Here is a 19,070-nt window from a genome sequence, read left to right as displayed (position 1 = left end):
CTAGGAAGGGTGGTTCTAGTGAGTTCTAGTATGACTTGTAATCGGAAAAATCTTTGATAAGCCGAAGCGCTTTCTTTATTATGATAAAATAAAAAAAGGGGGAAAGTATATGAAGAAAATCAGTCAAAATATATATGTAAGAACACTAACAGAAAGTGATGCAGAAGCTCTATTAACACTTGAACGAGAAAACCGCACTTATTTTCAGCAATTTACACCTTTGGTTCAGGATGATTTTTTTACTGTACCTCGTCAAAAGGAACGGATTAACCGCAGTATGCAAAGGCGTGCAAAAGATGAAGCCTATATGCACGGTATTTTCTTAAATGAAACAGATGCATTAATTGGAACGATCTCACTCCATTCTGTTGAAAGAGGACCTATTCAAGGGGCTTTGCTTGGATATGTGCTTGATGAAAGGCAAGGCGGGAAGGGATATATGACAGAGGCGATTCGTTTGATTATCGATTATGCCTTTTATGAACTGTACCTTCACCGTATTGAGGCTGGCGTAAAACCATCTAACATTGGTTCTATTCGTGTGCTTGAGAAGACAGGGTTTGAAAATGAGGGACTTCATCGTAAAAAAGTAAAGATCAATGATAAGTGGGAGGATCACTATATGTTTGCGATCATCCATCCAGATGAGTCATAGTGTCAAGACAAATAAAAAAGCTCCCCAAAAAGAGGGAGCTTATTTTTTTGCAGGTATTTCTTTAACGACAAGATATAAGAAAATAAAGTTAATCACCCAATTTAATAAAAATGAGTTCGCAACCGGCGTGTTTAATGCACTCATGATGGCGAAAAAGACGGTTGTTAATGTGAGTGAATAGGCAGAGAGCTTCCAAAGCATTTGAAAGGACAGCTCTTTTTGCTGCATTCGTTTAATAAATGTACCAAGCATGGCTAGGAATGTTGCGCTGATGAACATGAGAGCAGCAGTAGATAGGTACAGCAGGACACAAATGACAGGGATAATGATCGCTTGATTCTGGTTTGTGACGCTGGCAAGTTCATCTTTTGTGAGTGTTCCGCCAAGCAGCTGGTATGGAATATCTGTCATTTGTCCGTCAATGGCAATCACTGCTTTTTCTTTCAATAACGCAATGGCTGTTTGTTTTGATTCAAGCTCACTTGATTTTATTTTTTCAGCGGGATCAAAGATAATCGTGATGCCGTTTTCTTCTTTTTCGATCGGCGTGCTTTGATCCGCTTGAAGCGTTCCTTTTTCAATGGAAAAGTCGGGTAAATCTTTTTTAATTACATGTTGAAATCCTGACATCGCATTTGAAATCTCTTTGCTCATATGATAGCCCTGGGGGACAGCTGCGATGATCGAAAGGATAAAGATGAATAAAATGGCCTTTCCAATCCCAGTAAAACGTGCTCTGGCAATATCTTTTGGTGAATAAATTCCTTTTAACAATAAACTAAATACGTTCAACCGATTCACTTCCTACATTCTTTTCTATTTCTCACATTGTATCAATGTCTATCCATCCAGTACAAGTACGGCCTTCATTGCTGGTTAAGATAGAAGGAATGAGGCATAATGTATACAGCATATAAAAAGGAGGCGGCTGCGGATTGGACGTGCTGTATTGGATTTTGATCGGCTGTGCATTTATCATTGCGTTTGTGGGACTTGTCTATCCAATCATTCCTAGTGTGGTTTTCATGGTTCTTGGATTTATTTTATATGGGCTCTTTTTTAGCTTTGAGAAATTGACGCTTACCTTTTGGCTCATTCAAGCCATGTTTACAGCTGTGTTATTTGCCGCGGATTATGTCTCCAATCTGATTGGGGTGAAACGCTTTGGCGGCAGCCAGGCGGCCATTTGGGGAAGTACCATTGGGCTTTTAGCCGGTCCTTTTGTGATTCCGATTGCTGGAATTATCATTGGTCCATTTATCGGCAGTGTCATCGCAGAGCTGCTCGTTCATCAAAAAGATCTGAAGACAAGTGTGAAAGTTGGGCTTGGCTCATTAATTGGTTTTGTGTCAGGCGTATTTGCAAAAGGGTTGATTCAAGCACTGATGCTGGGAATCTTTTTGTTTTATGTGCTTCGCTAAATGGAAAATCGGTGTTTAACACTCTTTCTGAAGGGTTAAATACAAAATAAACACTGAAATGTTTCAGATCATGAGCAATAACGTTGAAACAAGCCGTTTCTTTTGATACTCTTTGATTAGGGTGAATTGCTTGCTTACTAAGGAAGCATTTCAGTACATACATTTCTAAGGAGGAATTTAACCATGGCTTTTAAACTTCCAGAATTACCATATGCTTACGATGCATTAGAACCACATATCGACAAGGAAACAATGACGATTCACCACACAAAACACCATAACACTTATGTAACAAACTTAAACAAAGCAATCGAAGGTGTATCAGCTCTTGAAGATCAATCAATTGAAGAGCTAGTGGCTAACTTGAACTCTGTGCCTGAAAACATTCGTACAGCTGTACGTAACAATGGCGGAGGACATGCGAACCACTCATTATTCTGGACGCTTCTTTCACCAAACGGTGGCGGCGCACCAACTGGTGAACTTGCAAATGCGATCGAAAAAGAATTAGGCGGATTTGAAAAATTCAAATCTGATTTCGCTGCAGCAGCTGCAGGACGCTTTGGTTCTGGTTGGGCATGGCTTGTTGTGAATAATGGCAAACTTGAAATCACAAGCACACCAAACCAAGATTCTCCTTTAACTGAAGGAAAAACACCAATCCTAGGACTAGACGTTTGGGAGCATGCTTACTACCTAAACTACCAAAACCGTCGTCCTGATTACATTTCAGCATTCTGGAATGTTGTGAACTGGGATGAAGTGGCTCGCCTTTACAGCGAAGCTAAATAAATGATTTGATTTGAAAAGACCTGCTTCTCTCTGAGAGCGGGTCTTTTTATATTTTCCCTCCTTTTTTTACATATCTGCCTTTTGATGAGACAGACTATTGTTTAGAAAAGGAGAATGAATGATATGAGCAGATTAAAGAAAATGTTCGGGGACATGGATGTCACAAGAGATTTATTGCTCCTCCTCACGATTGGCGGATTATACGCACTTGCGATTGCGCTTTCGAATACGTTTGTGAACGTGTATTTATGGAAACAGTCTGGGCGATTTACAGACCTTGCGATTTATAACTTGGCAATTGTTGTCCTTCAGCCCATTACCTTTTTATTTGCTGGACGGCTCGCTAAAAAAATAGATCGTGCATTTGTCCTTCGTTTCGGTGTCATCTTCTTAGCCGCTTTTTACTTAATTGTTCTCATGGCAGGAGAGCAAGCGGCAGCTCGGCTCGTGTTATTGGGCAGTGTGCTTGGAATGGGCTATGGTTTTTACTGGCTTGCCTTTAACGTGCTCACTTTTGAGATTACTGAACCTGAGACAAGGGATTTCTTTAATGGATTTTTAGGAGTGCTTACCTCTACAGCTGGTATGATTGGGCCGCTCATTGCAGGAATTGTCATTTCTCAATTAACGGATGATACAGGCTATACAGTGATTTTCACTTTATCGCTTTTTTTGTTTTCACTAGCGGTTGTGATGAGTTTTTTCCTCAAGAGGAGACAATCAAAAGGAAAATTTATCATTAAGCAAATTTGGAAAGAGCGCCATGCGGACGAGAATTGGCGTAAGATCACAACTGCTCACTTTTTTCAGGGGCTCCGTGAAGGCGTGTTTGTCTTTTTAATCAGTGTCTTTGTGTTTATTGCAACAAACAGTGAGCTTGCTTTAGGCACATTTGGTCTAGTCAATTCAGGTGTTGCCTTTTTTGCCTATTTTTTTGCTACCCGTTTGATTAAGAAAAAATGGCGCAAAAAAGCGATTATGTTTGGCGGGCTTATTTTATACGGCGCTTTATTTTTAATCGTCTTTCACTTGTCCTATGTATCACTGCTTATGTACGCAGTAGCCATTGCGATCGGCTACCCGCTTCTGCTTGTTCCGTATGTCTCTTTAACTTACGATGTCATCGGTCATGCCAGATATGCAAGAAAAGCCCGAATTGAATATATTGTCGTCAGAGAACTATTTTTAAATGCAGGGCGTATTTGTTCGATTGTCTTTTTTCTTTTATCTGTCACCTTACTGGGCGATCGGCTTGGGATTCCTGCTTCACTTGTCGTACTGGGAGCGGGGCACACCCTTATTTATTATTTTGTAAAGGACATTCATTTAAAAGAGAAAACAGCTGATATAGAAGAGGCTGACGGTCAAAAGCCTGTTTCTCAAACGAACCTTATGAAGGGAGAAAGGTAAAATTTATTACCAATGGAACATCAAATTTCTAGATAAATGATAGAAAAACCGCTAAAATGATGATGGCACCTTTTATACATAAAAAGGGGTGCCATTTCTTTCTTGATAGAAAAGGTGATGTGATGAGAAACAAGAAAAACAAAAAAGACGCGAAGGAAGGGCGCAAAACACTTCCGATCCGGCTGAATTTATTATTTTTAGCTGCGTTCATTATTTTTACCGGTGTTGTGGTCAGACTCGGTTTTGTGCAGATTGTGAATGGAGAAGATTATAAAAAGCAGGCAGAAAAACAAGAAGACGTGAATGTCAGCTCATCTGCTCCGCGCGGAAAAATTTATGATCGAAACTATAACACGATTGTCAGCAATAAAGCGCTAAATGCCATTACATATACGAGAACCTCGACGACTTCACAAGAAGAGCGGCTCAAAGTGGCAACAAAATTAGCGGATATGATTCACGTAAGTACGAAGAAAATCACAGATCGTGATAAAAAAGATTTCTGGATCTTAACCCATCCGAATGAAGCGAAAAAGCTTGTTCAAAAAGAAGCCGATTTAAAGGGTGACGATAAGGTCTCTGATGATAAACTATACGAGCTCCAGCTGAAACGCATCACAGACAAAGAATTAAATCAACTGACGAAAAAAGATTTGCAAGTGCTTGCGATTAAAAGACAAATGGATGCAGGCTATGCACTTACGCCTCAATTCATTAAAAATGAAGATGTAAAACCAAGTGAAATTGCTTACGTCTCTGAGCATTTGGACGAGCTGCCAGGTGTAGATGTCACAACAGACTGGTCACGCAGCTATCCTTATAAAGGACTGCTCCGCAGTATGCTCGGCAGTGTGTCTTCAAGTGATGAAGGTCTTCCGTCGTCACTGCTTGAACATTATCTATCACTCGGCTACAGCCGAAATGATCGTGTAGGAAAAAGTTATCTTGAATATCAATATGAAGATGTGCTGCAAGGTCAAAAAGAAAAAGAACAAAGTACAACAGATAAAGAAGGCAATGTCACAAGCTCTAAAGTGTTAACAGAAGGAAAGAGCGGGAAAGACCTTGTGCTGACGATTGATATTCAGCTGCAAAAAGCGGTGGAAAAAATCATCGAAAAGAACTTGAAAAGTGCGAAGCAAAGAGGCGGAACAGAACTTCTTGATCGTGCGTTTGTTGTCATGATGGACCCGAGAAATGGGGAAGTACTCTCGATTGCGGGTAAACAGATTACCAATAAGAATGGGTCATACAAATTTGATGACTATGCACTAGGAACGATGACATCATCATATGCGATGGGATCAGCAGTAAAAGGGGCAACTGTGCTGACAGGTTATAAAACAGGCGTCCTTCATATTGGAAGCACCCAATACGATGAACCGCTCTATATCGCTCAGTCACCGCCGAAAAAATCCTATCAAAATATGGGTCTCATTAATGATTTAACCGCACTAGAACGTTCATCAAACGTGTATATGTTTAAAACAGCGATTGCAATTGGGAAAGGGGAATATCGTAAGAATCAGCCGCTCCCAATTGATACAAAGGCGTTTGATACGTTCCGTTACAATTTTAGTAAATTTGGTCTTGGAGTGGAGACAGGTATTGACCTGCCAAACGAAGCAACTGGCTATCGTGGAACATCTACACAATCTGGTCTTTTACTTGACTATGCGATTGGACAATATGACACGTTTACACCGTTGCAAATGGCGCAATACGTTTCAACGATTGCCAATGGCGGCTATCGTTTACGTCCTCAGCTCGTAAAAGAAGTGAGAGAGCCAGATCCGCAAAGAGGCATTGGGGCTGTAACAGAGTCCGTCAAGCCGGATGTACTGAATAAGCTCGATATGACAAGTGATGAGATCAAACGCGTACAGCAAGGATTCAAGCTTGTGATGCAGAACCCAAGAGGGACAGCATATTCGAACTTTGGCAACAAAAAATACAATCCAGCTGGCAAAACAGGGACCGCTCAATCATTCTATGACGGCCCGATTAAAAGCAAACGTGGCACACCGACGTATAACACAACACTTGTTGCGTATGCGCCTGCTGATAATCCAGAAGTAGCGATTTCAGTTGTCGTGCCATGGGTGTATCAAGATTACAACCAGCGCTATCCGATTACAAATGATATTGGTGAACAAGTATTAGACAAGTACTTTGAACTGAAATCAAAACAGGAAAGCAATGATACACAAGCGAAGAACAAAAACAAAATTGAAAATGAAGCAGAAACAAATAACTAGACCTATTCTAGGTAAAAACGCTCACTTTTTGTGGGCGTTTTTTTATATTTTCTTCAAACTTTTCGATATAAATTGACAAAAATCATAAAAAACCCCGCAATTTCTCTACAAATCTTCGACATTTACAAAACCTTAACATTCCATTTAAACGAAATTAATAAAGAACCTTTAATGTATTACTCGTAGGACAAATTATTCAGGGGGTATTCTTGAAATGAAAAAGAACAAATTATGGCTGCTTACTTTCCTTACTATCGCATTGTTAGCATTCGTCACAGCATGCGGAAACAGCAGCTCAAGCGGAGATTCAAAAGACAGTAAAGGAAATGCTTCAAACAAAGATGAGGCATCAGGTTCCATTACCATCTCAGGATCATCTGCGATGCAGCCTTTAGTTCTTGCGGCAGCAGAAAAATTCATGGATAAACATCCAAAAGCCGATATTCAAGTACAAGCCGGCGGTTCAGGAACAGGACTTTCTCAAGTATCAGAAGGATCTGTACAAATTGGGAACTCAGATGTATTCGCAGAAGAGAAAGACGGAATCGACGCAAAAGCTTTAAAAGACCACAAAGTAGCAGTTGTTGGAATGGCGGCAGCTGTTAACCCTGAAGTTGGTGTCAAAGACATCACAAAGGACGAATTGAAAAAAATCTTCACTGGTAAAATCAAAAACTGGAAAGAGCTTGGCGGGAAAGACCAAAAAATCACACTTGTGAACAGACCAGACTCATCAGGAACTCGTGCAACATTTGTGAAATATGCACTTGACGGCGCGACACCTGCAGAAGGAATCACAGAGGATTCTTCAAACACAGTGAAAAAGTTGATTGCAGAAACACCAGGTGCGATTGGGTACCTAGCATTCTCTTATTTAACAGATGACAAAATTACACCGCTTAGCATTGATGGTGTCAAACCAGAAGAAAGCAATGTAGAAAGCGGTAAATATACAATTTGGGCATACGAGCACTCTTATACAAAAGGTGAGCCAGACGGTTTAGCAAAACAATTTTTAGATTACTTGATGAGTGACGAAGTACAAAAAGAAATCGTTAAAGACCAAGGCTACATCTCAGTCTCTAATATGAAAGTAGAAAGAGACGCAACAGGCAAACAAACAGATAAGTAAAAGGTCTTGAATTGATGATGAAGGAAAAGTGGAGCTTTTCACTTTTCCTTTTATGACATTCATAGGAGTGTAGAAAAAGATGAAACAGATAGAACATACAGAAGCGAGCGATCGACTGATCAGCTCGAAAAAAAATAGGCAAATGGATGAAGTAAGAGGAAGTATTTTGGTGAAATTTTGCGCATTCTTAATGATTGCTGTATCAATTGCCATCACAATCTTCCTTGGCATTAAGGGTTTACAATCTTTCATCGTAAATGGTGTAAGCCCAATTGAGTTCTTAACCAGTATCAATTGGAACCCTACAGCAGAAAATCCGCAATACGGCGCATTTCCGTTTATCTTTGGATCAATCGCTGTCACGCTTCTATCAGCACTCATAGCAGCACCGCTAGGCATCGCAGGAGCGATCTTTATGACAGAAATTGCACCTGCATGGGGACGGAAAATTCTCCAGCCAGTGATTGAACTGCTTGTAGGGATTCCATCCGTTGTTTACGGATTCATAGGTCTTACAGTATTGGTGCCGTTTATTGGACACTTCAAGTCAAGCGGTTCAGGGCACAGTGTTTTAGCAGGAACGATTGTCCTGTCTATTATGATTCTGCCAACTGTTACATCCATTGCAACTGACGCAATGGCTTCACTTCCAAAAAGTTTACGTGAGGGATCGTATGCATTAGGCGCAACAAGATGGCAAACGATCAGACGTGTTCTTGTACCGGCAGCGCTTCCGACATTAATGACAGCAGTCGTGCTTGGAATGGCAAGAGCATTTGGAGAAGCCCTTGCCGTTCAGATGGTCATTGGAAACACGCGTAATCTACCAGAAAGTATTATGGACACAGCTGGTACATTAACAACCATTATTACGTTAAACATGGGACATACAACGTATGGAAGTGTTGAAAACAATACACTTTGGTCAATGGGACTTGTCCTTCTAGTTGTATCATTTATGTTCATACTCATTATCAGATACTTGTCATCTAGGAGGAAGATTTAATGAATAGCAAAATGACCGATCGTTTTGCCACAATTGTTTTTGGATTATGTGCCGCCATTATTACGGCGATACTTGTTGGCTTGTTTTCTTATATCATCTTCAACGGTGCCAAAGAATTAAATTTTGACTTTTTGACTACACGCTCAAGTGCGATTGGTTCTGGCGGCGGTATTAGGGATCAGCTGTTTAACTCGTTTTACATTCTATTTATTACGATGCTGTTTACCGTGCCTCTTGGCGTGGGCGGTGGGGTGTACATGGCAGAATATGCACCTCAAAACAAAGTGACTGATTTTATTCGTACATGTATTGAAGTGTTATCGTCTCTGCCTTCAATTGTCATCGGTATGTTTGGTTTGCTGATGTTTGTTAATTTAACAGGATGGGGCTATACGATTATCGGAGGAGCCCTTGCACTGACTGTCTTTAATCTGCCAGTGATGGTCAGGGTGACAGAAGATGCACTTCGATCTGTACCGAAGGATCAAAAGGAAGCATCGCTTGCGCTCGGTGTGACAAAGTGGCATACAGTGAAGACGGTTCTGATCCCAGGTGCGATTCCATCCATTATTACCGGAGCGATTTTAGCATCGGGAAGAGTTTTCGGTGAGGCGGCTGCTCTTCTTTTCACAGCAGGTCTTTCAACACCGCGTCTTGATTTTACAAACTGGAGTCCTTTCTCCGATACGTCACCACTCAATATTTTTAGACCGGCAGAAACATTAGCCGTTCATATATGGAACGTCAATACACAGGGGATTATTCCAGATGCAGAGGCCATTGCAAATGGTGCATCAGCCGTACTTGTGCTCTCTGTATTAGTATTCAACTTAGCAGCTAGATGGCTTGGTTCATTTATTCATAAGAAGCTTACGTCAAAATAAATAGTGAGAGGTGTGAAGGGGAAATGGTTCAAATGCTAGCAGAAAAAAAAGAGATTGCAGCAAAAAAGGCTCCACTTCAAGCGGAACAGATTCTACAGGTGCAGGATTTAAGTATTTATTATGGTGAAAAAAGAGCGGTCAATCAAATTTCATTTGAAATTGAAAAAAATGCAATCACTGCACTAATCGGCCCATCAGGGTGCGGAAAATCGACTTTTTTACGCAGTATTAACCGCATGAACGACCTGATTCCAGGTGCACGAAGTGAAGGGGCGATCATGTACGAAGGGTTAAATATTTTGGATGACCGTATTAATGTGGTGAATTTAAGAAGAGAAATCGGGATGGTCTTCCAAAAGCCAAATCCATTTCCTAAATCCATCTACAACAACATTACGCATGCGCTAAAATATGCGGGTGAAAAAAGGAAATCAGTGCTTGATGATGCGGTAGAAGAAAGCTTAACAAAGGCAGCGCTATGGGATGAGGTCAAAGATCGTTTGCACCGCTCTGCCTTATCATTATCAGGTGGCCAGCAGCAGCGCCTCTGTATTGCACGTACCCTTGCGATGAAACCTAGCGTGCTTTTATTAGATGAACCGGCTTCTGCCTTAGACCCGATCTCAAATGCAAAAATTGAAGAGCTATTATCGGAATTAAAACATGATTATTCGATTGTCATTGTCACGCACAATATGCAGCAAGCGTTACGTGTATCTGATCATACAGCCTTTTTCCTGAACGGTGATCTAGTGGAATACGATGCGACTGAACGTATCTTTACACGTCCTGCGCAGCAAAAAACAGAAGACTATATTAATGGTCGATTCGGATAAGGCGGGTGGATTTTGATGAATGCAGTAGCAACTGAAACAGCCAAAAAAGAAGTGTTTCGTGTGAATGATATGAACCTTTGGTACGGACAACATCACGCACTGAAGCATATTGATTTAGACATTAAAGAGCATGAGGTCACAGCGATTATCGGTCCGTCCGGCTGCGGAAAGTCAACATTTATAAAGACCTTAAATCTCATGGTCAAAACAGTGCCAGGTGTGAAAATCACCGGGGATATGATGTATAACGGTGACAATATTTTAAAAGGCCGTGTCGATCTAGTGGAACTGCGTAAAAACGTCGGGATGGTCTTTCAAAAAGGAAACCCATTCCCTCAGTCTATCTTTGATAATGTCGTCTACGGGCCAAGAATTCACGGGGTGAAGAGCAAGCAGCAATTGAAAGAAATCGCTGAAAAAGCGCTTCGTGATGTTGCCCTTTGGGATGAAGTGAAAGATCGATTAAGTGCGCCTGCATTAGGTCTTTCCGGCGGTCAGCAGCAGCGTCTTTGTATCGCAAGAGCCATTGCCACAAGCCCGGATATTCTATTAATGGATGAACCAACATCTGCGCTTGATCCTGTTTCAACATTAAAGATTGAAGAATTAATCATGAAACTGAAAGAGAAATATACGATTGCCATTGTGACGCATAATATGCAGCAAGCGGCAAGGGTATCCGACCGAACAGCGTTCTTCTTGATGGGCGAGCTTGTTGAGGTCAATGATACGAATGTGATGTTCTCAGAGCCAAATGATCAAAGAACAAATGATTATATATCAGGACGATTTGGATAATCAAAAACCCCCTGGAGGTCAATGCCGCCAGGGGGTTTTTGATGTTATTTTGTTAAGGCTTTGACGATTTGTTTGAATGTCATACCTGTTTTTAAATTGAATTTGCCGGCACGAATTTCTTTATGGTAGCCTGCGTCTATCACGTAATCATTAAAATCTTTAGACGAGTTGATGATTCCGTCCTTTTCAAGCATGTCTGAAACATCACTTGTGCTCATACCGTTTTTAATCACGAATTTAACCGTTTTGCCTTTTGGTTTGTCCGTTGTTTGTTTATCGTTCTGAGAATCGCCGTCTTCATTTGCTTTCAGCGCTTTTTCTTTATAATCAAGAAGTTGTTGATATGTTTCACGGCTGACGGAGACTTCTTTTTTAGAGTCTAAGTAATTTTTCACGTCAGTGTCTGTCACTTTCGCTGCGAGGGTTTCTTTTGTTGTAGAATCAGCTGCCGCCTCATCTTTTCCAGTAAGGAAAAAGACGATCGCCAGAACACCAGTTGCAAGAATCATACCTGCTGCAAACGTTTGGATGCTTTTTTTCGTCATACAAGCACCCTCTCGTTGTCTTTAATGATCATGTTCACATCTTCTACAGATACATGTTCAGCGCGCGCAATCGCCTCAGGAGACATGCCATTTTGATGCTTTGAAATGATTTGTCTTGCAATAGATGGATCAATTTCTGAATGCTTGCGGACAACGATGTTAGTTTCAAGCAATTCTTCTTCAAGAACCTTCATTTTCTTTTTCAGTTTATAGATTTCTTGCATTGCAGATAGTTGAAGTGTTTCAAGTTCCTGTTCGACTTCTTTAATCGGCTCTCTTTGAAAATATGAGAATGCGATCAGTACAATACTGACAACAAGCAATCCGATAATTGCAATTTCCATGTTTCATCACCTTTTATTCATATTTTAATGCTGAAAGCCAAAAAAGGCTCTCATGATTGTTTCAGACAGTTTTCGACCCTTCTTTTTTATACCATAAAAAAGCTAGTTTCAAAAGGAATTGCTGAAAAAATCACCTTTTTTTCATCATTTTTCTTTTTATAGGGAAACCAAGTATGAAAATCTTGCCCGCTGTTAAAATAAAAGAAGACGGATCAGATGAAAAAAAGCTGTGGAACAAAGAGGGGTTCTCATGTATACAGTACGACAAAGAACGTGTTTTTATAGGGGAGAAGGCGATTTTTCATCACATGACCAGACAATATGGATCAGGATGCGGGTGGAGTGCATTGAAAAATGAAATTGGTGAAAAAACATTCTAGCATTCCTTAGCTAGAAGTGGTATTATAGTTAGGTCTGAATGTGAATTGATTTTAGTTTGGAGGGAAAAACATGCGCGTAAATATTACTCTAGCTTGCACTGAATGCGGTGAGCGTAACTATATTACTAAAAAGAATAAGCGAAACAATCCAGATCGCGTTGAATTCAAAAAGTATTGCTCACGTGATAAAAAACAAACTTTACATCGTGAAACAAAGTAAGCAGCAGGGAATTTTCCTGCTGTTTTTTTATGATGGGAGATGAACCTGTATGAAAAAGGAGCTCCGCCTTCAAACATTGGCCATGCTTGAGCAGTTAAGCACTGAAGAGTTCAATCGCTATGCTTCTCTACTTCATGAACACGTGCTGCAGCTGCCAGAATGGAAACAGGCGAAAACGATTGCTTTGACTATGTCTAGGGGAAAAGAAATACCGACAATGCCTCTGATTGAAAAAGCGTGGGAAGAAGGAAAAACAGTTTGTATTCCCACCTGTTTTCCGAAAACAAAAGAGATGGTGTTTTATGAATATACACCTGAAACAAAGATGACATCCAGCTACTTTGGGCTTTTGGAGCCAGACCCTCTTGAGTCTACAGCTGTACATAAAGAAGCCATTGATTTGATCATTGTTCCTGGGGTGTGCTTCGATCAGAACGGCTACCGTATCGGTTATGGAGGCGGCTATTATGACCGGTATTTAGCTGATTATCATGGAACCACGCTTGCTCTTTGCCTCTCTGTTCAGCAAGTAGACCATCTTCCAGCCGAACCGCATGACATACCAGTATCTATCATGGTCAGTGAGAAAGGCGCGTTTTATCAAAAGTAAAAGTCCGCTGCTTATGCGTAAGAACGGGCTTTTTTGTGTTGAGACTGTTTGGTTTGATGCGTTGGTCGAAGTGAATACTTTTGACTTACAACTTGATCATGATTATTGGTTCGATTTTTTTCATACCCATCTTGATTTTTGGGGTGTTGGGAAAAATAGCTTGAAAATAAGAAGAGAGCATATTAAAGCTCATGTCGCCTTGTACAATAGAACACTCAAGCTGCTTGAAGGTTTTGAAAAGCCATATCAAACATGGATTTGTATTTACGAACAAGATCCTGCATTAGACGCAGTATATATCCATACACCAAATCCAAACGATCACAACTTCCCGCATAAGATCGAAGAGTTAGAGTGGAATGGTAAACTGCCTCATACGTTCAAGGATTTGATTGACCTTCAACAATTTGATGTAGCTTATCTTCAAACAGAGTATGGAGAAGAGTTTTATATTCAATCAAAAGAACATGGGATTAGGCTGTGAAAACTGATTAATAAAAGACGCGCCATTGTCAGCGATAAAAATGATGGTTCATGCATAAACAAATCCTATTTAAGCCACGATACGAACATAGGAGGGAATATGATGAATAAAATGATTTGGAGCATTGTGTTCACACTGTTTGCATTCGTTCTTGTGCAAAATCGTTATCGGCTCATGAATTTGATCTTAGGTCAAAACCAAGTGCGTCACTTTTTTATTAAATGGCTAATGAAAATCCCATATTTTCGGACGAAATTTATTCGCCAAGCATTCTAATCCCGCAAAAGCCGGGATTTTTTTGTTGAGAAATGCGCATAAGAGTGATTCTTGCTATAATAATGTAAAAAATGGAGCGCGAATGAATGAATGTCATAGATAGTCTATTTTGGCGAGTGATTGATGAACTCAGACAAAAAGGGTACGAGATGATTCAAAGTCCATACCCAGAAGATGAAATCTTTTTTGAAGCACCACGAAACTCAGGATATGATCTCATCCGTCTCTATAGAAGAGATGTGAATTTTAGACAGGAGATCGTTCGAGATATGGAAGAGCAGGCCTTTCGGATGAATCAGTTGAGAGAAGCCATGCGTAAACGTTCTCTTCATCTCCTGCAACTTCAATTTACAGCTGATCATCCAGTAGATGATTGGGAAGACATAAACGGTCAACCGCAAAAACAGCAAAAGGTGACGGTGACACCTGTTTTACTGAATGAAGAAACCCTTCAAAACAATGGACACGAGCTGCAAAAATGGCTGAATACATCACTCTCGATTGATGTAGAAGAGGCGAAGGCAGATACAGCCGAAGATGTAATGCAGCTTAAAATGAACGTGCTTCAGGCATTTCAAGATCAGGAAAAGCAACGTGAACAAGAACGGGCCGTTTTTCAAAATGGCAGACCGATTTTTACCTACTTGTTAATCGCAGTTCAAGTGGTGATGTTTCTTTTACTCGAATTATCTGGTGGAAGTACCAATACAGCCACTTTAACAGCATTTGGTGCGAAGAATAATGTGCTGATTTTAGAGGGTGAATGGTGGCGCTTTGTGACACCTATGTTTTTACACATTGGTTTGACGCATTTACTCTTTAATACATTTGCTCTTTGGTCCGTTGGAGCGGCTGTTGAGAGAATTTATGGTTCAGGGAGATTTTTGCTGATTTATTTAGTTTCCGGCATCTTTGGCTCCATAGCGAGCTTTGTGTTTAATACAGCCATCGCAGCAGGAGCATCAGGTGCGATCTTTGGCTGCTTAGGCGCATTGCTATATTTAGCGATCTCTAACCGGAAGCTCTTCTTTCGTACGATGGGGACAAATATTATCGTGATTATCCTCATCAACTTAGGGATAGGTTTCACTGTATCAGGGATTGATAATGCAGGGCATCTTGGGGGGCTCGCTGGCGGATTTTTAGCCGCTTTAGCGGTCCGTCTTCCTAAACAGTTTCAGCCTGTCAAAATGCTTCTTGCTAGTCTTCTTCTCCTCCTTATTGGCGGCTTTGGATTGTATACAGGGTTTCATTCAGACGATCAAAAAGAAGCGGCGGCAACTAGCGAGGCAGCGAGTTTATTTGATGAAAAGAACTATAGCGAAGCAAGTCAGCGTCTAGAGGAATATGTAAAGCAAAAGGATGCCTCTGCTGAAGCACTTCATATATATGCGCTTTCCGAAGCGCAGCTTGGACATCTTGACAAGGCCATTGAGTATTTGCAAAAGTCGCTTGAAAAAGATCCAAATGAGCCGAATAAATTGTATCACTTATCGTTGTTGTATGTAGAAAAAGGCGAGACAGCGGAAGCAGACGACTTCATCGAAAAAGCATTAAAACAAGATCCGCAAAATGACCAATTTTTAAAGTTGAAACAATATATTGAAAACACTCAAACACGTTGAATGACTTGACTGAAAGCGCATTTATGAATACGCTTATCCTATCTGTTGATTTAGAGAAATGGTGAAAATAATGAAAACGTTATATGATGTACAGCAGCTGCTCATGAGATTTGGAAATTACGTGTATTTCGGAGATCGTGAAGTGGAATTAGAATTTATGGCAGATGAATTGAAGGAAATGTACACATCGGGCATCATCGATCGAACTGAATGGTCAAACGCAATGACCATCCTTCAAATGGAACTAGCCAAATTAAATCGAAAAACAATGTGAAGGTGGAGGACATATGACAGGGGATTGGTTTGTAGGAGTTGATCTTGGCGGTACGACAATTAAGCTTGCGTTTATTAATCTTTATGGTGAAATTCAGCATAAGTGGGAGATTCCTACGGATAAATCTGGGCAGACAATTACAGTCGACATTGCCAAGTCAATTGACCATAAACTAGTTGAGATCAGCATGCCGAAATCAGCACTAATTGGGATCGGTATGGGAGCACCTGGACCAGTGGATAAAGTATCCGGAATTGTCTATAAAACAACGAATCTGGGCTGGACAAACTATCCCTTGAAAGACCATTTAGAGGCAGAGACAGGACTTCCATCTGTCATCGAAAATGATGCGAATATTGCTGCACTTGGTGAAATGTGGAAGGGTGCAGGTGATGGCGCCAAAAACATCCTGATGGTTACACTGGGCACAGGGGTTGGCGGCGGTATTATTGTCAATGGAGAAGTGGTTCAAGGCGAAACAGGTGCTGGTGGAGAAATTGGTCATATTTGTGCCGTTCCATTTCAAGGAGCACCATGTAACTGCGGGAGAACAGGCTGTATTGAAACCATTGCGTCTGCCACAGGTATCGTCCGAATCGCAAAGGATTCATTACAAACAAAGAGCCATACATCATCACTTGGCTCACTTACTTCGCTGTCTGCAAAGGATGTATTTGAGGCAGCAGAAAACGGAGACGAACTGGGGATGGGTGTCGTAGATGAAGTGACAACCCATCTTGGTCTTGTCCTTGCGAATCTGGCTAGTGCCTTAAACCCAACAAAAATCGTCATTGGAGGCGGTGTATCTAAAGCGGGCGAGCTTCTTCGCAGTAAAGTAGAGCGTGTCGTCAAGCATCATGCCTTCCCGCCATGTGCTGAGGATGTTGAAGTGGTGATTGCCTCACTAGGAAACGATGCAGGCGTGATCGGCGGTGCATGGATGGCAAAAAACAAGTGGCTGTCTTGAACAAAAATGTCATAATGATGTCATTTTTATTAAAATCAGCGATAGATAGGCATGAAATTGAATGATTAGCATATTCATAAGTTTGTCATGGGGAAAAAGACATTGATTTTCCAGCATAGACAGGATAAGATATACTTTAGTTATTTTTGAAGAAGCACCAATAATTGGGGATGTCCCTAACCTGAGTGCGTTTTTAGCATAAGGAGGTTACAATGCAAAAGAAAAGATTAAAGGCGATGTCATTTTTACTGATTGCGACTTTGTTAATGTGGGTGAAAACCTATGTTATCTATAAATCTAGCTTTAATATCAAAATTGAAAATTTCATGCAGGAATTTATCCTGTTTATTAATCCGCTTAGCTTTCTCTTGTTTATCTTCGGTATCGGTTTATTCTTTAAAGAAAAAAATCGCAATCGATATATCATCGTGACGAGTTTTGTTCTGACATTTATTTTGTTAGCTAACATTGTATTTTATCGATTCTACAGTGATTTTCTAACCATCCCCGTCCTATTTCAAACAAACAATATGGGTGACCTCGGGTCAAGTATTACCTCTTTAATTGAACCAGTTGATTTTCTGATGTTTGTTGATATCATCATTTTAATTTGGCTCTATAAAAAACAGCCTTCCTTTAGAACAGATGTAACGATTTCACGTAAGGGACGTGCAGCTTATTATTTATTTGTGGCAGCCACTTTCTTTTTTAACCTTGGTTTGGCTGAAACAGAAAGACCAGAGCTGTTAACTCGTTCATTTGACCGTGAGATGCTAGTGAAAAACATCAGCTTATATAACTTCCATATTTATGATGGGGTTCTGCAATCGAAGCAATCCGCTCAGCGAGCACTTGCCGACAGCAATAGCTTAACTGAAATTGAAAACTATATAAGCGCAAATCAAACAGACCGTAATGAAAAGACGTTTGGTCAAGCAAAAGGACGAAATGTCATTCTAGTATCGCTTGAGTCTACCCAGAGCTTTGTGATCAATGAAAAATTGAATGGGAAAGAGATCACGCCGTTCTTAAACAAATTGATCAAGAAAAGCTACAATTTCAGTAATTTCTATCATCAAACGGGTCAAGGGAAAACATCCGACTCCGAGTTTATTGTTGATAACTCACTCTATCCACTTGGAAGAGGAGCTGTATTTTTCACAAATCCAAGCAACGAGTTCAAAGCCGCACCTGAGTTGTTAAAAGAGGAAGGCTATCATTCTTCTGTTATTCATGCGAATAACAAAAGTTTCTGGAACCGTGACCTGATCTATGACAGCTTTGGCTACGACAAATTTTTTGATATTAAATCATTCGATGTAAATGAAGAAAATTCAGTTGGCTGGGGACTAAAAGATGGTCCGTTTTTTGAGCAGTCAGTGGATTTAATGAAAACGATCCCGCAGCCGTTCTATACGAGATTGATTACATTAACGAACCATTTTCCATTCGACTTAGATGAAGAAGATAAGCTCATTGATGAATATGACTCAAAGAGCAAAACGTTGAACAAATACTTCCCTACAGTGCGTTATCAAGATGAGGCACTCAAGCTTTTCTTTAAAAAAATGAAGGAAGCAGGGTTATACGATAACTCCATTTTTGTGTTATATGGGGATCACTACGGGATTTCTGAAAACCATAACGAAGCAATGGGACAATTCTTAAACAAAGACATTACACCTTTTGAAGAAGTTCAGCTTCAAAAAGTACCATTTGTTGTACACATTCCTGGTATCACGGATAAACATCCAAAAGAGATTGATACAGTTGGCGGCCAAGTGGATATCCGTCCAACAGTCATGAACCTTCTAGGAATCGATACAAGCAAGCAAATTCAATTTGGTCATGACCTATTATCAAAAGATACAAATGACTTCACAGTGCTACGAGATGGAAGTTTTATTACGAAGGACAGTGTTTTCACAACTGGTGTGTGCTACAACAAAGAAACGGGTGAGCCGAGAGAAGATGAGTCTGCTTGTCAGTCTTATGAAGAAAAGGCAAAACAAGAGCTTCAATTCTCTGATCAAATTATCTATGGAGATCTCCTTAGATTTTATGATCGAAACAACTCGGACCATTCACCATCTAAAAAAGAAGATGACACTGAGCTAAAAAAGGCGTCTTAATTTAAAAGAAAACCTCTGCTA

General features: G+C 40.4%; 21 protein-coding genes. 18 read left to right on the top strand and 3 right to left on the bottom strand.

From position 1 onward, the window contains the following. Positions 1–109 precede the first annotated feature (109 nt). Positions 110–655 carry a GNAT family N-acetyltransferase gene (locus ACNO7B_RS11485; RefSeq protein WP_017367613.1) on the top strand — a complete coding sequence of 182 codons (546 nt, stop codon included), beginning with the start codon at positions 110–112 and terminating at the stop codon, positions 653–655. Between the two features lie 39 nt (positions 656–694). Here ACNO7B_RS11485 and ACNO7B_RS11480 read toward each other — a convergent pair whose 3' ends face one another. Then, entirely contained in the window at positions 695–1,447 is a 753-nt protein-coding gene (locus tag ACNO7B_RS11480) for a DUF1189 domain-containing protein (protein WP_035390831.1), read from the bottom strand. Between the two features lie 143 nt (positions 1,448–1,590). On the opposite strand from ACNO7B_RS11480, the gene ACNO7B_RS11475 reads away from it, so the two are divergent. The 9 genes from ACNO7B_RS11475 (at position 1,591) to pstB (ACNO7B_RS11435) (ending at position 11,192) form a co-directional block, all read left to right on the top strand. After that, positions 1,591–2,076 carry a DUF456 domain-containing protein gene (locus ACNO7B_RS11475; RefSeq protein ID WP_052320483.1) on the top strand — a complete coding sequence of 162 codons (486 nt, stop codon included), beginning with the start codon at positions 1,591–1,593 and terminating at the stop codon, positions 2,074–2,076. Positions 2,077–2,259: 183 nt separating this feature from the next. Then, positions 2,260–2,868 carry a superoxide dismutase SodA gene (gene sodA, locus ACNO7B_RS11470; RefSeq protein WP_417901522.1) on the top strand — a complete coding sequence of 203 codons (609 nt, stop codon included), beginning with the start codon at positions 2,260–2,262 and terminating at the stop codon, positions 2,866–2,868. Positions 2,869–2,991: 123 nt separating this feature from the next. Then, a complete protein-coding gene (locus ACNO7B_RS11465; protein ID WP_113747185.1) occupies positions 2,992–4,278 on the top strand; it encodes an MFS transporter in 1,287 nt (428 codons plus the stop codon). 122 nt (positions 4,279–4,400) lie between these two features. Beyond that, a complete protein-coding gene (locus tag ACNO7B_RS11460; RefSeq protein ID WP_039964027.1) occupies positions 4,401–6,536 on the top strand; it encodes a peptidoglycan D,D-transpeptidase FtsI family protein in 2,136 nt (711 codons plus the stop codon). A gap of 214 nt (positions 6,537–6,750) precedes the next feature. Further along, complete coding sequence (locus tag ACNO7B_RS11455) at positions 6,751–7,668, top strand: phosphate ABC transporter substrate-binding protein (protein ID WP_007501261.1); 918 nt, start codon at positions 6,751–6,753, stop codon at positions 7,666–7,668. Positions 7,669–7,747: 79 nt separating this feature from the next. Next, positions 7,748–8,674 (top strand): phosphate ABC transporter permease subunit PstC, encoded by a 927-nt coding sequence (gene pstC / locus ACNO7B_RS11450; protein WP_017357999.1) that lies wholly within the window; start codon positions 7,748–7,750, stop codon positions 8,672–8,674. Continuing rightward, positions 8,674–9,558: a phosphate ABC transporter permease PstA gene (gene pstA, locus ACNO7B_RS11445; RefSeq protein WP_007501259.1), complete on the top strand. Its 885-nt coding sequence runs from the start codon at positions 8,674–8,676 to the stop codon at positions 9,556–9,558. Before pstC ends, pstA begins: the two co-directional genes overlap by 1 nt. 23 nt (positions 9,559–9,581) lie before the next feature. Next, a complete protein-coding gene (gene pstB, locus ACNO7B_RS11440; RefSeq protein ID WP_007501258.1) occupies positions 9,582–10,394 on the top strand; it encodes a phosphate ABC transporter ATP-binding protein PstB in 813 nt (270 codons plus the stop codon). A 15-nt stretch (positions 10,395–10,409) separates the two neighbouring features. After that, positions 10,410–11,192, top strand: coding sequence for a phosphate ABC transporter ATP-binding protein PstB (gene pstB, locus ACNO7B_RS11435; protein ID WP_017367606.1), 783 nt, complete (start codon positions 10,410–10,412; stop codon positions 11,190–11,192). A 44-nt stretch (positions 11,193–11,236) separates the two neighbouring features. On the opposite strand, the gene ACNO7B_RS11430 is transcribed toward pstB (ACNO7B_RS11435), so the two are convergent. Continuing rightward, a complete protein-coding gene (locus tag ACNO7B_RS11430; RefSeq protein ID WP_008342335.1) occupies positions 11,237–11,737 on the bottom strand; it encodes an endolytic transglycosylase MltG in 501 nt (166 codons plus the stop codon). After that, positions 11,734–12,081, bottom strand: a complete 348-nt coding sequence (locus ACNO7B_RS11425) for a hypothetical protein (protein ID WP_003217285.1) — start codon at positions 12,079–12,081, stop codon at positions 11,734–11,736. Before ACNO7B_RS11425 ends, ACNO7B_RS11430 begins: the two co-directional genes overlap by 4 nt. 450 nt (positions 12,082–12,531) lie before the next feature. Here ACNO7B_RS11425 and rpmG point away from each other — a divergent pair, with 450 nt between their 5' ends. The 8 genes from rpmG to ACNO7B_RS11385 all read left to right on the top strand — a co-directional run bounded on the left by rpmG (position 12,532) and on the right by ACNO7B_RS11385 (position 19,049). Further along, complete coding sequence (gene rpmG, locus ACNO7B_RS11420) at positions 12,532–12,681, top strand: 50S ribosomal protein L33 (RefSeq protein WP_008360061.1); 150 nt, start codon at positions 12,532–12,534, stop codon at positions 12,679–12,681. Positions 12,682–12,730: 49 nt separating this feature from the next. Further along, the gene (locus tag ACNO7B_RS11415) at positions 12,731–13,291 is read left to right on the top strand and encodes a 5-formyltetrahydrofolate cyclo-ligase (protein ID WP_410685119.1); all 561 of its coding nucleotides are present in this window, start codon (positions 12,731–12,733) and stop codon (positions 13,289–13,291) included. A gap of 160 nt (positions 13,292–13,451) precedes the next feature. Next, positions 13,452–13,775: a hypothetical protein gene (locus tag ACNO7B_RS11410; protein ID WP_410685120.1), complete on the top strand. Its 324-nt coding sequence runs from the start codon at positions 13,452–13,454 to the stop codon at positions 13,773–13,775. 102 nt (positions 13,776–13,877) lie between these two features. After that, positions 13,878–14,051, top strand: a complete 174-nt coding sequence (locus ACNO7B_RS11405) for a hypothetical protein (protein ID WP_017367602.1) — start codon at positions 13,878–13,880, stop codon at positions 14,049–14,051. 86 nt (positions 14,052–14,137) lie between these two features. Then, positions 14,138–15,676 (top strand): rhomboid family intramembrane serine protease, encoded by a 1,539-nt coding sequence (locus tag ACNO7B_RS11400; RefSeq protein ID WP_417901521.1) that lies wholly within the window; start codon positions 14,138–14,140, stop codon positions 15,674–15,676. Between the two features lie 70 nt (positions 15,677–15,746). Continuing rightward, positions 15,747–15,950 carry a YqgQ family protein gene (locus tag ACNO7B_RS11395; RefSeq protein WP_008342322.1) on the top strand — a complete coding sequence of 68 codons (204 nt, stop codon included), beginning with the start codon at positions 15,747–15,749 and terminating at the stop codon, positions 15,948–15,950. A 13-nt stretch (positions 15,951–15,963) separates the two neighbouring features. Beyond that, positions 15,964–16,917 carry an ROK family glucokinase gene (locus tag ACNO7B_RS11390; RefSeq protein ID WP_410685122.1) on the top strand — a complete coding sequence of 318 codons (954 nt, stop codon included), beginning with the start codon at positions 15,964–15,966 and terminating at the stop codon, positions 16,915–16,917. Between the two features lie 212 nt (positions 16,918–17,129). Then, positions 17,130–19,049 carry an LTA synthase family protein gene (locus ACNO7B_RS11385; protein ID WP_417901520.1) on the top strand — a complete coding sequence of 640 codons (1,920 nt, stop codon included), beginning with the start codon at positions 17,130–17,132 and terminating at the stop codon, positions 19,047–19,049. Positions 19,050–19,070: the final 21 nt, after the last annotated feature.

It is taken from the genome of Bacillus sp. AK25 (assembly GCF_048270685.1).
Taxonomy (GTDB): Bacteria; Bacillota; Bacilli; order Bacillales; family Bacillaceae; genus Bacillus; species Bacillus altitudinis.
This window is presented reverse-complemented; position numbering and strand designations above follow the sequence as displayed.

Excerpts from the sequence above, each read along its gene's own strand:
- ACNO7B_RS11485 (WP_017367613.1), top strand. The coding sequence starts at position 110 with ATGAAGAAAATCAGTCAAAATATATATGTAAGAACACTAACAGAAAGT.
- sodA (WP_417901522.1), top strand. The coding sequence starts at position 2,260 with ATGGCTTTTAAACTTCCAGAATTACCATATGCTTACGATGCATTAGAA.
- ACNO7B_RS11465 (WP_113747185.1), top strand. The coding sequence starts at position 2,992 with ATGAGCAGATTAAAGAAAATGTTCGGGGACATGGATGTCACAAGAGAT.
- ACNO7B_RS11460 (WP_039964027.1), top strand. The coding sequence starts at position 4,401 with ATGAGAAACAAGAAAAACAAAAAAGACGCGAAGGAAGGGCGCAAAACA.
- ACNO7B_RS11455 (WP_007501261.1), top strand. The coding sequence starts at position 6,751 with ATGAAAAAGAACAAATTATGGCTGCTTACTTTCCTTACTATCGCATTG.
- pstC (WP_017357999.1), top strand. The coding sequence starts at position 7,748 with ATGAAACAGATAGAACATACAGAAGCGAGCGATCGACTGATCAGCTCG.
- pstA (WP_007501259.1), top strand. The coding sequence starts at position 8,674 with ATGAATAGCAAAATGACCGATCGTTTTGCCACAATTGTTTTTGGATTA.
- pstB (WP_007501258.1), top strand. The coding sequence starts at position 9,582 with ATGGTTCAAATGCTAGCAGAAAAAAAAGAGATTGCAGCAAAAAAGGCT.
- pstB (WP_017367606.1), top strand. The coding sequence starts at position 10,410 with ATGAATGCAGTAGCAACTGAAACAGCCAAAAAAGAAGTGTTTCGTGTG.
- ACNO7B_RS11430 (WP_008342335.1), bottom strand. The coding sequence starts at position 11,737 with ATGACGAAAAAAAGCATCCAAACGTTTGCAGCAGGTATGATTCTTGCA.
- ACNO7B_RS11425 (WP_003217285.1), bottom strand. The coding sequence starts at position 12,081 with ATGGAAATTGCAATTATCGGATTGCTTGTTGTCAGTATTGTACTGATC.
- rpmG (WP_008360061.1), top strand. The coding sequence starts at position 12,532 with ATGCGCGTAAATATTACTCTAGCTTGCACTGAATGCGGTGAGCGTAAC.
- ACNO7B_RS11415 (WP_410685119.1), top strand. The coding sequence starts at position 12,731 with ATGAAAAAGGAGCTCCGCCTTCAAACATTGGCCATGCTTGAGCAGTTA.
- ACNO7B_RS11405 (WP_017367602.1), top strand. The coding sequence starts at position 13,878 with ATGAATAAAATGATTTGGAGCATTGTGTTCACACTGTTTGCATTCGTT.
- ACNO7B_RS11400 (WP_417901521.1), top strand. The coding sequence starts at position 14,138 with ATGAATGTCATAGATAGTCTATTTTGGCGAGTGATTGATGAACTCAGA.
- ACNO7B_RS11395 (WP_008342322.1), top strand. The coding sequence starts at position 15,747 with ATGAAAACGTTATATGATGTACAGCAGCTGCTCATGAGATTTGGAAAT.
- ACNO7B_RS11390 (WP_410685122.1), top strand. The coding sequence starts at position 15,964 with ATGACAGGGGATTGGTTTGTAGGAGTTGATCTTGGCGGTACGACAATT.
- ACNO7B_RS11385 (WP_417901520.1), top strand. The coding sequence starts at position 17,130 with ATGCAAAAGAAAAGATTAAAGGCGATGTCATTTTTACTGATTGCGACT.